This is a genomic window from Psychrobacter jeotgali, from assembly GCF_904846315.1.
Taxonomy (GTDB): Bacteria; Pseudomonadota; Gammaproteobacteria; order Pseudomonadales; family Moraxellaceae; genus Psychrobacter; species Psychrobacter jeotgali.
In genome coordinates this window covers 2,895,531-2,908,159 of the sequence record NZ_CAJHAF010000001.1, presented here as the reverse complement: position 1 = coordinate 2,908,159, position 12,629 = coordinate 2,895,531, and the positions used below count along the sequence as shown (strand labels likewise).

12 protein-coding genes are annotated in these 12,629 nt (G+C 40.2%); 3 read left to right on the top strand and 9 right to left on the bottom strand.

The features are described 5' to 3' along the window. The first annotated feature begins 215 nt into the window (after positions 1-215). From JMX18_RS12060 to JMX18_RS12050, 3 genes are all read left to right on the top strand, one after another. The gene (locus JMX18_RS12060; protein ID WP_201587969.1) at positions 216-656 is read left to right on the top strand and encodes a CidA/LrgA family protein; all 441 of its coding nucleotides are present in this window, start codon (positions 216-218) and stop codon (positions 654-656) included. Positions 657-658: 2 nt separating this feature from the next. Continuing rightward, a complete protein-coding gene (locus tag JMX18_RS12055; RefSeq protein WP_201587967.1) occupies positions 659-1,348 on the top strand; it encodes an LrgB family protein in 690 nt (229 codons plus the stop codon). Between the two features lie 309 nt (positions 1,349-1,657). Beyond that, positions 1,658-2,464 carry a lytic transglycosylase domain-containing protein gene (locus JMX18_RS12050; protein ID WP_201587965.1) on the top strand — a complete coding sequence of 269 codons (807 nt, stop codon included), beginning with the start codon at positions 1,658-1,660 and terminating at the stop codon, positions 2,462-2,464. 255 nt (positions 2,465-2,719) lie between these two features. Here JMX18_RS12050 and tsf read toward each other — a convergent pair whose 3' ends face one another. From tsf to JMX18_RS12005, 9 genes are all read right to left on the bottom strand, one after another. Continuing rightward, entirely contained in the window at positions 2,720-3,598 is an 879-nt protein-coding gene (gene tsf / locus JMX18_RS12045; protein WP_201587964.1) for a translation elongation factor Ts, read from the bottom strand. A gap of 346 nt (positions 3,599-3,944) precedes the next feature. After that, complete coding sequence (gene rpsB / locus JMX18_RS12040; protein ID WP_227674655.1) at positions 3,945-4,787, bottom strand: 30S ribosomal protein S2; 843 nt, start codon at positions 4,785-4,787, stop codon at positions 3,945-3,947. A gap of 471 nt (positions 4,788-5,258) precedes the next feature. Then, on the bottom strand, positions 5,259-5,708 hold the full coding sequence (locus tag JMX18_RS12035) for a chemotaxis protein CheX (RefSeq protein WP_201587963.1): 450 nt from the start codon (positions 5,706-5,708) through the stop codon (positions 5,259-5,261). Positions 5,709-5,748: 40 nt separating this feature from the next. Next, complete coding sequence (locus JMX18_RS12030) at positions 5,749-6,198, bottom strand: chemotaxis protein CheX (RefSeq protein WP_201587962.1); 450 nt, start codon at positions 6,196-6,198, stop codon at positions 5,749-5,751. Positions 6,199-6,228: 30 nt separating this feature from the next. Then, complete coding sequence (locus tag JMX18_RS12025; RefSeq protein ID WP_201587961.1) at positions 6,229-6,591, bottom strand: response regulator; 363 nt, start codon at positions 6,589-6,591, stop codon at positions 6,229-6,231. Positions 6,592-6,611: 20 nt separating this feature from the next. Further along, positions 6,612-8,816 carry an ATP-binding protein gene (locus JMX18_RS12020; protein WP_201587960.1) on the bottom strand — a complete coding sequence of 735 codons (2,205 nt, stop codon included), beginning with the start codon at positions 8,814-8,816 and terminating at the stop codon, positions 6,612-6,614. Between the two features lie 71 nt (positions 8,817-8,887). Continuing rightward, positions 8,888-9,778, bottom strand: coding sequence for a substrate-binding periplasmic protein (locus tag JMX18_RS12015; protein ID WP_201587959.1), 891 nt, complete (start codon positions 9,776-9,778; stop codon positions 8,888-8,890). 245 nt (positions 9,779-10,023) lie between these two features. Next, complete coding sequence (locus tag JMX18_RS12010) at positions 10,024-10,911, bottom strand: substrate-binding periplasmic protein (protein WP_201587957.1); 888 nt, start codon at positions 10,909-10,911, stop codon at positions 10,024-10,026. 420 nt (positions 10,912-11,331) lie between these two features. Further along, entirely contained in the window at positions 11,332-12,588 is a 1,257-nt protein-coding gene (locus JMX18_RS12005) for a multidrug effflux MFS transporter (RefSeq protein WP_201587956.1), read from the bottom strand. Positions 12,589-12,629 lie beyond the last annotated feature (41 nt).

The following is a 12,629-nucleotide window of genomic DNA, read 5'->3' as shown; positions in this document are numbered from 1 at the left end:
ATAGCTGATTCACTTTAAAAGTGTTACAACTCAGTGCTACTGGTATTAATTTTGCGCAGCCTCTGGCTGCAACAACACAGCACGCAAGTAAAATCAATACCAGTAGCACGTGGCTAAATATGTCAGTTTTATTTGAGTTGACTATATAAAATACATTACTTTCCGTTACGCTTTATTGATTAAGTTTACTGATTACTATCCGGCAGGGATCGCTTATGAAATCCACCTCTCACTCTGACTTGCCTCTTTGGGTGGCGCTAGTCTTGACACTCATAATGATCGTTGTGGTGCGCGAATCAGCACTCATTATCTGTCAATGGGCAGGTATTGAAAAGGCAGCTAATATCGTGGGCTTAGTAGCGATGTTCTTTATTTTAATGGCATGGCGAATGCTTATAGGGTTACCAGCTTGGCTAACTAGAGCCAGTAACACTTTGCTCGTAGATAGTGGTTTTGCATTTTTACCAGTCTCTGCGGGCGCAGGATTATTGTTATTTGCGTTAGGTGATGAGTTCTGGGGCATCATGATAACTATGCTCATTAGTACCTTGATACCGCTGTGGGGGCTAGCCATACTTGCTAATCGTTGGTTAAACGATACCGATGATAAAGATAAAACTCAAAATACCAACAACATCACTGAGCAGAAGGGATAGCCATGCATTTTGATAGTGTAATAATGGCTACTTTTGCCGCCATTTTATTGACCCTAGCCGCCCACGTCATTGCCAGAATATTAGCAAAGAAGCTAGTGGGATTGCCGATGGTTATCACTGCTCTAGTGTTGGTCATCGTATTTTTATTTATTCTACAGTGGGATTATGAGCACTATTATAGTGTTGCTAAGCCAGTGTTTGATCGTTTACTGGGCTATGTCACCGTCTTATTAGCTATTCCTTTGGCGGCTATGAACTTTAAAGGCTTACCCGTTAAACGCTTATCTATCATTGTACTGATAGCTAGCGTGGTTGGAGCGCTGTTGCCCATGTCACTGGCCTATTTATTCTCCTTGAGCCAAGACACTATCCTTGCCTTTGCTACTCGCTCTGTCACCACCCCTATTGGTCTTAGTGTCGCTGACCTGATTCAAGCGCCGCTCGCTATGGCCAATTTGATTATTATCGTATCGGGCTTGATAGGCGGCGCTATGGGGCGGTTTTTATTTCGTGGTATTAATGATGACCGTGCTAAAGGCTTGGCTTTGGGACTGGCGGCTCATGCTTTTGGTACTGTTGAAGCTTGGCAAATAAGTCCCACAGCAGGTCGCTATGCTGCCTTTGGTCTAGCAGTCAATGGACTCATTACCGCTGTTTGGGTGCCTATCTTTATTAGTGCTTTGATGAGTTAATCGTTAGACAAAACCCCATAGCTGCTTACTCATATCACACAAAATCTACTGCAAGATAGAAGTTATGATCAAAAAACCCACCTGCCGATTGATTTAAATGACTTGAAGTAAAGCACTTATTTTATGCTATAGTAAGTAACTGTTATCTTTTGTATCCCTGAATAATGGCTAAAATGACCACCTCCTTAGTGAAAAAAGGAGGAAAAATAGCCATTGTTAAATATTTTATTCATATCGATAGACCGTGACGACTGTAAGCCGCCTACTAGCAAATTAAATTGCTATTATTTGATGATAAGTGATTTCTTTATGATAAATATTAACCCTCTATTTAGCCGCTTTATCCCTTCTATGCTCTTAAGTACTCTTGTTCTCTCTAGCTTGGCGGTAAGTGCTCAAGCAGGCAACATGTATATTTATAAAGATCAAACGGGCCAAGTACTCCTTACTAATATTAATCCAACCGGCAATTTTGATAAATTTACCAAAAAAGTAAAATCTACCTATTATAAAGATTCTAGTAACTACAATAGTGCTAATGACTCTAATAACAGCAATTATGGTAATAGTAGCGCTAGTAGAAGCGCTAGCCGTAATGCTTACGATACCTATATTAGCGCTTCAGCATTACGTCACGGTGTTGATCCTGCTTTAATGAAAGCAATGATGCATACTGAATCAGCCTTCAACCCTAACGCTCGCTCACCAGTTGGTGCTCAAGGCTTGATGCAGTTAATGCCTGCTACTGCCCGCCGCTTTAAGGTCAATAATCCATGGAGCCCTGCCGAAAATATAGAAGGCTCAGCCAAATATATTGCTTGGCTCATGCGCCGATTCAATAACAATATTGAGTTTGCCATCGCTGGCTACAACGCTGGCGAAGGTAACGTTGATAAATATAATGGTATCCCACCCTTTAAAGAAACCCGTAATTATGTCAAAAAAGTAATGAGCCGCTATCATAGCTTATACAAAAACGATGCTGGGTTAACGAGTGGTGGCATAAATGTGAATAATGCCGGTAGCCCGCTCGATAATGGCATGCAGACCGTCAGCTATGGTACCAGCAATAATAACGCTAGCTACGCCAATTCAGCTTTTGCCGCCTTACGCTAAGTTAATACTATAATTGATAATACAATCAGGTCGATGTAAAAAGGATATAGCAAGACTGGGATAGGTTTTGCGCAGCCTCTGTCAGCGTAGACACAGCACGCAAGAAAAACTTGTCCCAGTCTTGCGTTATAATCTAGCGTATCCCTTTTATTTAGTAAGCATTATAGTTTCGATAGATCTAAGTTTCGATAAACCTAAAAAAGCCCGTTAATAATAACGGGCTTTTTTAGGTTTACTATAAGTGCTAGGTTTTATTTACTGATTGGCTGATGCTTGAGCAGCAGCAACTTCAGCAGCAAAGTCTTCTTGCTTCTTCTCGATGCCTTCGCCTACTTCTAAACGTTTGAAACCAAGAACTTTCACGCCCTCGCTTTTTAGAACGTCACCAACTTTTTTATCGTTGTCCATAACATAAGGCTGACGTAGTAAAGTCACTTCGTCTAGGTATTTACGTAGACCACCTTCAATCATTTTTTCAACGATGTTATCAGGCTTGCCAGATTCTTTAGCTTTGGCTTCGATGATATCTTTTTCGCGTGCTAATACATCAGCAGCTACGTCTTCATCATCAACCGCTACTGGGTTGAATGCAGCAATGTGCATAGCTAGGTTTTTACCTGTTTCTGCAGTGCCGCCTTCAAAAGATACCACTACACCGATACGTAGACCGTGACGATATGATGCAAGGTTATCACCTTCGATCGTTTCAACACGGCGTACTTGGATGTTTTCGCCGATCTTTTGTACCAAAGATACACGAGCTTCTTCAACCGTTTGACCATCACCATAAGGAAGTTCAGCGATAGCGGCTACATCAGTAGCGTTGTTTTCTAGAGCGATATTAGCTACTTTTTCTGCAAAAGCAGTAAAGTTATCATCTTTAGCAACAAAGTCAGTCTGGCAGTTTACTTCTAACAAGAATGCTTTATTGTCTTTTTGAGCGATAACGATAGCGCCGTCAGCAGCGATATTACCAGCTTTCTTAGCCGCTTTTGCTTGACCTGACTTACGTAGATTGTCGATAGCTACTTCCACATCACCATTTGCGGCTTCTAGTGCTTTTTTACATTCCATCATGCCAAGACCAGTACGGTCGCGCAATTCTTTTACCATTTTGGCGGATATCTGTGCCATAGGAATTACCTCGATATTATTAAATATTAGGGAGTACAGCTGAACTTATAAAAGTAGATGGCAGCAGCAAGGTCGTTTTTAAACCCTTTACGCTTAGCGGCTCTATACTTTAATTTATAGTTGCGACTGTATTTACGGTATAAATATACTTAATTGATCCTTTTTAGGGTATTAATCTTTAAAGAATCAATTTTAAAGTAAGAATAAATAACCTTTCAAAGTTTCAATAACTAGCGTAACAATAACAAGGCATGACGAGTAACACTACATCATGCCTGTTATGAATTTGCTAAGAGTATAAATAGGCTAGTAAATAGATTACCTATTTATTCTCACCTATTGAATCTTACAAATCAGTTTGAGCTTCTGCTGGGTTTTCTACCGCTGGCGCTTCTGCTGGTTGAGCAGTAGCGTCTGCATTATTAGCAGTAGCTGCTGGCTCTGCATTTTGCTCTTGGTCAGCTTGACCACTAGCTTGAGTCTGAGCATATTCTTTACCAGCGATGATAGCATCAGCAATAGCAGTAACGTATAAGGTCACAGCACGGATAGCATCGTCATTAGCTGGAATAACATAATCAACGTTATCTGGGTTAGAGTTAGTATCAACGATACCGATTACTGGGATGCCTAGGTTTTTAGCTTCTTTAATAGCGATTGCTTCGTGATCAACGTCTACCACGAAAATAGCATCAGGCAGGCCGCCCATGTCTTTAATACCACCTAGTGAGCGCTCTAGTTTTTCCATATCGCGAGTACGCTCTAGCGCTTCACGCTTAGTCAATTTAGCAAATGTACCGTCTTCGCTTTGTTTTTCAAGCTCTTTTAGACGATTGATTGACTGACGTAGCGTTTTCCAGTTGGTCAACATACCGCCTAACCAGCGATGGTCGACATACGGCATGCCAGCACGAGTCGCTTGCTCACGGATGACGTCGCTAGCGGCACGCTTAGTACCTACAAAAAGAACTTTATTCTTTTTGCTGGCTAGGTTATTAACGTAGTTTAGTGCTTCGTTAAAAGACTTAACCGTGTGCTCTAGGTTAATAATATGAATTTTGTTACGCGCACCAAAGATATATGGACCCATTTTTGGATTCCAAAAACGAGTTTGGTGACCAAAGTGAGCGCCGGCTTGTAATAAGTCGCGCATTGCGATTTCTGTTGGATTGGTATTTTCTGTAGCCATGTTAAATGTCCTGTTGGTTGGGTTATGCCTCCACATCACAAAAACTACCTATCTGGCGACACGCATTTGCTGATCATTCATAATTATAAAAACCGTTATGAAAAAAACCACTATTGCAAATTAATCAAGTCGCCAAACACCCAGTAATTCTTTACCATGATGTGTGTGTCATTGGTTGGTTTGAAAAATTGAGCTATTATTTTGATTTAAACTTAAATACTTAGCTTCAATATAGAGTTGAGCTATAGAAATAGCTGCGCTGTATTTTAACATATAATGGCTGACAACCTCTAGCAATTTATCTATTTATGTCTTTACTATTACAAACTATGGTTATTGGCTCAATTCAATTAAAAATACGGCTTCCAGCATAAACTCTCGTTTAAAAAACCATTAGATCTACTCCATAAAAAAGACGACCCGTATAGGTCGTCTTCTTATGCTGCCATTCAAGGCGTAAGATGAATTCAACTAAGCAATACAAATACCTATTACCGCTGTATAGCCTCTCCAGCTAAAAGGAGTGACGTAAGTATTACGATCTTTTGCTAAATAGGAAACACTTGGCACCCCTTCTACGATCTTTGGCGGCGAAATAATAAACTCTGAACCAAACTCAGTCCGAGCGTTACCTGAAATAGTATTGGCCATTTCGCCCAATAAGTCCTTCATCATAGCCAGTGACGAATCGGGCTCTTGCATAATTTTAATAATCTCACGCAGCATAGTACTAGGCGCACTAACATAGACGCAGCCTTCAAGCGGTCCTGAGATATTGATGATACCGCTATAGTCATAGCCGACTGCGCTTTTATTATTATTCAAGTAAGGGGTATCAACCTCAACCAAAGTATCATCAATTTGCCTAAAAAAAGCTTCGATTGAGCTTAAAAATACTCCTAACTTCTCTATTTTAACCATAATATATTTATGTCCATATTTATTCTATGCAGCTTATTTGCTAATCTTGCAAACAGATTATAACTTGACCTGTTTTTGCTCGCCACATAATAGGAATGATAAAAGAACGTTCATCTTTAGGTAATACCATACTTTGCGGTGCTCCCTTGAATACTAGCGGTACAGAAATATGGAATTTTGTACCAAACTCATTACGAGCATTACCAGCGACTGTATTAGCAACCTCACCCACTAAATCTACTAGATTATCATCACTTTTATCTTTTTCTTCCATGCCATCCAGCATGCATGACAATAACTCATGGGTGGCAGTGAAGCACACCACTCCTTTTTTGATACCTGATATACCAATGATGCCAGTATAATCATCTAGTTTGGGCTGTTTATTTTCTAAAAGATATGGCGTATCAATGATAAGCTCATCGTTAGCAAACTGTTGAAAATAATGACTAATAATATCCAAAAAGACTTGTAGCTTTTGTTCTTTCATAAGGTTATTTACTCAGCTTATTGCTTGTAGTTAGTCTTGCATCAATTCGAATAAAGACTCGACCAGTTCTTCTTCAGAAAATGGCTTGCACAAAAAACCATTGGCACCTAATGATAATGCTTCAATGCCTGTAGCTTTGTCAGATAACGCCGAAACTACCAGAATACGAACCTCTGGATCAATAGCGATAATCTTTTCGATACACTCAAGTCCGTCCATTTGCGGCATGGTCAAATCCATAGTGATGACATTAGGACGATGAATATTAAACTTTTCAATAGCGCCGACGCCGCTGGTTGCCGTAGCAACCAACATGAACTGCCCTGAATCATAAGCTCTTTGAATACGGTTTCGAATAATATTGGAGTCATCAACGATCATTAACTTATACATAACTTATTTATTATCCTTTATTAAGCGTTCGGTAAGGTGATAACAAAACAGGTCATTTTGCCAAGCTCACTATGAACATTGATTTTGCCGTTATATTCTTTGACCTGAGCTTTGACAATATCTAGACCCACTCCACGGCCGCCATCTTCATCAGCATCTTCTTTAGTAGAAAAGCCTGAGGAGAACAGATGCTTTAGCAGATCTTTAGGCTGCAGCCGCTGCACTTCAGCGATGCTGAAACGGCCCATTGATACTAGCTTTTCACGGATATTGTCATAGTTAATACCTTGACCATCATCTTCTATCTTAATGGTAAAGGTGGAATCATTATTTTGCATAGTTAAATCAATAAAGCCTATTGCTGGCTTTCCTCTAGACTGACGTACAGCAGCAGATTCGATGCCGTGAACAACCGCATTACGTAATAGCTGAATACTAATCTCTTTAACTACCTTATCCAGACGCTTCGGTATATCAACAGTGGGCACACTATCGCTATGCAACTGTACTTGTTTATCTTGTCTAGCAGCAATGTGGGCCACAAAATCCTGATAGTAGGGCAATAAATGACTGTCTGATGCATCATCTACATCAATATCATCACCTAGATCAATATGACTATTACTATCTGCTATCGTTACAGTGTCAGAATCAACTTTATCTATACTGGCGGCCTTATTGGACGCTATCGAAGGCGCGGGGTTAGCAGCATTGACGGGTGCAGCTTGATTGATACGCTCACCTAATATCTCAATAGTATTAGACAGACTCAGTAGATCATCCAGATGCACAGCCAATTGCAAAAAGTCGTTACCAGATAATTTGCCTTGGTTTTGCATGGCGCTTAGCTTATCCTCTGCATCCGAAGCAATTTTGGTAAAGCTATGCAGCTTTAAGGCCGAAGCTTCGCCTTTTAAGCTGTGCATATCGCGATAAATAGCATTTAGTTTACGCTCCAGCTCATGTTGTGAGCTGCCAGGATTTTTTAGAATATTATTCATTTTTTCGATATGGTTTTTAGTGTTGCTGATAAACTCATGAACAATCTTAGGATTAACATTCAAAATAGTAGTCAGCATCTCAATCTGCATATCATTTTGAGCCCGCTCTTTTTCTAAGCGTTGCTCTAAATAAACCGCATCTGAGACATCATCAACGTTGACCAAAATTCGTGCAATATCCTTATCTTCGTAAACTCGTGAAAACTTAAAGTCTAAAAACCGTCTATCTGAGCTCTGATCACCTGAAGTATTGTGTAGCATTACTTTATGTAGCGGATTAAGAGAGTCGACTAGCTTTTCTTTAACCCTTGGATTATAGAGCTGCTCAATAAATTGCTTAGTAGTATTCAGATCTTTATCAGAGATACGGCCGCGTAAGATATTGGTAAAGTTCTCACCTGCTAAGCTCTCAGCACCGATAATATCAGTAAGTGCTCGTGAGTGTTGTTGACCAATCTTCAAGTCTTTATCTAATAAGAATAGACCGGTATTCACGGTTGCCATAATCTCTTGGGTCTCTCGGCGAGCAGCCAATGCTTCTGCATCAGTCTCACGCAGGCGACGTACAAAGAAGAAGACGAAGATTAGGAAGTAGGCAAAAATCGCCACAACACCGAGCAACTGAACTAAACGGATAGCACTGGCTTGACTCTCAGATTCTTCAAAGACCTCATTAGTAAGATCATTAAGAGAATCATTCATTCTAAGACTAGAGGTTTTTGCTTGCTCATAAGCCAAAGCCAGCTCGTTTGAAGAATCGATTAAAATATCATCAGCGCCATCCAAATAGTTTTCAATTAGTGGCTTGAGTTTGTTCCACTCTTGTTGAGCTGCATTAAGTGCGTTTTCTTCACTAGCTGTAGTCAGCTGAGGGATCTTGATATTGTTGCCAGCAGCATCAACATAGCTTGAACCACTGCGCATACCATTCAATAGCTGTTCGATATCTTGAGTTTCAGTTTGTAGCCTTTCTCTTACCTCCCGTTGGTGCGGCGAGTTAATATGTTCACCAACGCTACTTTGTAAATCAAACAGATCTTTAATAACGGATTGTGCATGGTTAGCTGTTTTGTTCGATATATCTACCAAGGCAGTATTACGCTCAATAAGGCTTGAGGTATAGAAGGTAAAAGCAAGTAGCGCCCCAATCAGTGCTAAAAAAGCTGCAATTGATAAGATCAAACCACGGTAACGCGAGTTATCATTTCTCGTTGAAATAGCCATAGCTAATTCCTTTTAGTATTTATATAAATCCAGACTGACTATCTTTATGCTGACTTAATTAAAAGAGTGGCTTATAACCCTGACGCACTCTTTAGCATTTCCTGTTGCTCTAAAGATTTCTGGGTCAAGTCTTCGCCGAACCATTTCGTAGTTAAGGTGGCATAGGTTCCGTTTTCTTTTAGACTTTTTAGTCCTGAATTAACTTTTTCAAGGAGCTCTGGCTGGTCTTTATCAATATAGATGACCTTACGTGCATTATCTGCATCCAGGCTTTCATAATCGAAAAACTTTGGCTCTAGAGTCGGTAAGTCATTCATAATATAGCGCATTACTCCCAAATCACCTGCGACTGCATCGATTTTTCCTTGTGCCATTGCTTGTACTGCCAGAAAAATCGTTGGATAGGGCTCCACCGACTGCACATTGAAATCACCTTGAGTAAAATAGTTGTACTGCACCGACTCTCCTAATACCCCTACGCTCACATTACTTAGGTCGCTCAGTGAGCCAATATTCAGTGCTTCATCTAGATAGACAATACTGGTAGGTAGCGGTAAGTAAGAGTCAGAGGTTAGATATTTACTAGCACGTGCATCACTATAAGAAGCCCCTGCTGCAATTAGATCTCGACTTTTATTATCTATATTGTCGAATGCATCCTTCCAAAGATCGCTATAAACTTCCACTCTAAAGCCTTGATCTTCGCCTAAATGGCGCATGAGCTCTATGTCAAAACCAGTAACGTTTCCATACTCATCTTTAAAACCATAAGGTGCATAGTTAGCATCAGCGGACAGTTTCACTACTGGTGCACTAGCTGGTAGCTGACTAACAAAATCCTCCTTGTTTTCAGTAGGGGCTGTAGTAGCTGAACCTGTAGCGTTATCTTGAGTAGAAGGACTACCACAACCAAACAATCCTACGCTTAGGGCTAACGGTAATACTCTATACAGGTATTTCATAACTTTCCTCAAATCTAGATATATTCATTTTAATATATATAACATTATAGAAACTTTTCAGTAATATAATTAACATTTGATTACATATTAATCAGTTGTTTTTTAAATAGCAATAAATAAATTAAACTTAATAAACCAAGAGGGTTTTGAAGCAGGCAGCCAAAAGCATTCATACTCAGTTATGGTACGAATATTTTTATTGCGTGAGCTGATGACTTAAAAGTACTATTTATTTTTTAAAGGAACTATCGTTTGGCCAACGCTTTTTCTTGTTCGAGCACAGCTTTGGTCAAGTCTGTACCAAACCATTTTTCGGTTAATTTTGCATAAGTGCCATCTTCTTTTAGGTTCTTTAAACCGGCGTTTACTTTTTCGAGTAGTTCAGGTTGGTCTTTATCAATCACTAAAACTTTACGAGCAGCCTCTGCATTAATATCTTCATATTCAAAATACTTCGGTTGTAAGTTGGGTATATCGTTCATGATATATCGAAGGGCTCCAGAGTCTTCGGCGACCGCATCAACTTTGCCCTGAACCATCGCTTGGACCGCAGCAAATGTAGTTAGATAAGGCTCTACAGACTTGACCTGTACTTGGTCACTAGAGAAATATTCATGTTGTACCGTCTCACCCAAAACCCCAATACTCACATTACTCAGATCAGCAAGTGAGTTGATATTTAGGTTACTATCTAGATATAGAAGCGTAGAAGGAAGGGGTGCATAAGGATCTGAAAGCAGATATTTTTTATTACGCTCAGCACTATACGGAATGGCAGCAGCGAGCATATCGCGATTTTTATCATCTAAATTATTAAACATATCCTCCCAACGATCGGTATAATTCTCAACCTTAAAGCCTTGATCCTCACCGATATAACGCATAAGCTCTATGTCAAATCCAGTCAGATTGCCATACTCATCCTTAAACTCATAAGGAGCAAAGTCTGAGTCAGAGGCCACTTTGACTACCGGGGCATTGTCAGGCAACTTACTCACAAAAGCCTCTTCTTTTTCAGTAATGGTTTCATTGCTCCCAGCCGCCACTTCTTGAGTAGCAGAAGTGGTAGTATTACCACAGCCGAATAAACCGACACTCACTAGGATAGGCAGCATTCTATATAGTAGTTTCATAATCAATCCTTGATATTTAAAAGTTAGTATTCATTAGATAGTGATATCAGAGCCAATCAATAAACATCACTACATTAGCTATTCCTTTTATTTAATTATCAGACCCCTCGCCTACAAACTAGGATCTGCAAACCTCATAGTGCCGCTAATAGATAATCAGCAGACTCTGAGTGTCTTAAAATTTATGGCAAAAGAATAAATATAAACTAAGTTAAGCAATATCCATGCCACTTTTAGCGGCCTATAAATTTTAGTCATTGCCGTTTAGATAAATTAATCTTCCATTTTTAGCCACTTACTAAGCTATAACTAAAAAATAAGCATAAAAAAGCACTCAATATCTATTGAAGATATTGAGTGCTTTTTTATTTAATAGCTAAATACTTAGTAGTCTAAAATTAAGTGGTCTACGGTTATTTGTTAGACGTCATCCAGACTTAGATTACGGTCAATCTGCCAAATGAGATAGCAACCAAGACTCATCAATGCAAACATAGCAATACCAATCTTCAGTACGGGGTTAACCGGGAATAAGTTCAATAATAGTCCACCAAAAATACCAACTGAAAACATCAATGAGCCTTGTAGCGCACTAGCCATACCCGCACGACGCTTTTGAAAAGCCAGCGCAATAGCAGAAGCGTTTGGCTGAGTTAACCCCAAGCCTGCAATACAGAAGAAAATACAAGCCAGTACTAATGGTAACCAAGCGTCTGTTCCCAAAATCAGACCAGTAATAAACAGCGCGGCAGCAGAGATTACCTGCATCATCGCCCCAAAACGCAATATACTAAGAATCCGAAAACGGTTGGTGAGCCATTGATTGAGCTGAGTTAAGCCCACAAAACCTGCAGCATTCATCCCAAAAAGCCAACCAAAATGGGTCGCTGAAACCCCATAGGTATCCATGATCAGCTCAGAGGCCGAGCTGATGTAGACAAACATCGCCCCCATAAGTAGGCCACCACCAATCGCTGGATAATTAAAAGTAGGGTCTTTTAATAAGTCCCAATACTGGCTTAATACTTCTTTCGCTGGGCGTAAATTACGATTTTCTTCAGTCAAGGTTTCAAAGAAGAAGAATTTGGTTAATAATAAATTGAGCACCCCAAAGGCGGTCAAAAACCAAAAGATAGAGCGCCAGTCAAAGAATTGCAAGAACAGCGCACCAAGTGATGGCGCTAATATTGGCGCTAAGCCCATGACCAAAATCATGATAGAGAATGCTTTGGCGGTCTGTCTCGCTGTCAGGCGATCTCGAATCGCAGCGCGAGTCACTACCGCCCCTACACAAGCGCCAAGTGCTTGCAGTACACGCCCTGCAAATAACACATATTCGTTACTGGTAGTCGCACAGATTATAGAAGCAACCACATACAAGCTCATACCTATATATAAAGGCTTGACCCGACCGACGCGGTCACTAAATGGCCCGTAGAACAGCTGACCAAATACCAAACCGACAAAATAAGCTGGTACTGAGTTGGCCATAAATGCCGTCGATACCCCAAAATCATCACCCATCTCAGGCAATGCGGGCAGATACATATCAATAGATAATGGTCCTATTGCTACAATGAGTCCCAGCATCAAAATCCATGCCACGGGTAGCTCTGCTGAGCGCACTCTATCACTCGCAATAGGTCGATTATTTGGGGTAGGTTTTGGAGCAGACATAGCTTAGACCATTTCATCAAAGGTGATATTGATTTTATTTA

Bases quoted from the DNA above. Each gene is read 5' to 3' on its own strand.
- JMX18_RS12060 (WP_201587969.1), top strand. From the start codon at position 216: ATGAAATCCACCTCTCACTCTGACTTGCCTCTTTGGGTGGCGCTAGTC.
- JMX18_RS12055 (WP_201587967.1), top strand. From the start codon at position 659: ATGCATTTTGATAGTGTAATAATGGCTACTTTTGCCGCCATTTTATTG.
- JMX18_RS12050 (WP_201587965.1), top strand. From the start codon at position 1,658: ATGATAAATATTAACCCTCTATTTAGCCGCTTTATCCCTTCTATGCTC.
- tsf (WP_201587964.1), bottom strand. From the start codon at position 3,598: ATGGCACAGATATCCGCCAAAATGGTAAAAGAATTGCGCGACCGTACT.
- rpsB (WP_227674655.1), bottom strand. From the start codon at position 4,787: ATGGCTACAGAAAATACCAATCCAACAGAAATCGCAATGCGCGACTTA.
- JMX18_RS12035 (WP_201587963.1), bottom strand. From the start codon at position 5,708: ATGGTTAAAATAGAGAAGTTAGGAGTATTTTTAAGCTCAATCGAAGCT.
- JMX18_RS12030 (WP_201587962.1), bottom strand. From the start codon at position 6,198: ATGAAAGAACAAAAGCTACAAGTCTTTTTGGATATTATTAGTCATTAT.
- JMX18_RS12025 (WP_201587961.1), bottom strand. From the start codon at position 6,591: ATGTATAAGTTAATGATCGTTGATGACTCCAATATTATTCGAAACCGT.
- JMX18_RS12020 (WP_201587960.1), bottom strand. From the start codon at position 8,816: ATGGCTATTTCAACGAGAAATGATAACTCGCGTTACCGTGGTTTGATC.
- JMX18_RS12015 (WP_201587959.1), bottom strand. From the start codon at position 9,778: ATGAAATACCTGTATAGAGTATTACCGTTAGCCCTAAGCGTAGGATTG.
- JMX18_RS12010 (WP_201587957.1), bottom strand. From the start codon at position 10,911: ATGAAACTACTATATAGAATGCTGCCTATCCTAGTGAGTGTCGGTTTA.
- JMX18_RS12005 (WP_201587956.1), bottom strand. From the start codon at position 12,588: ATGTCTGCTCCAAAACCTACCCCAAATAATCGACCTATTGCGAGTGAT.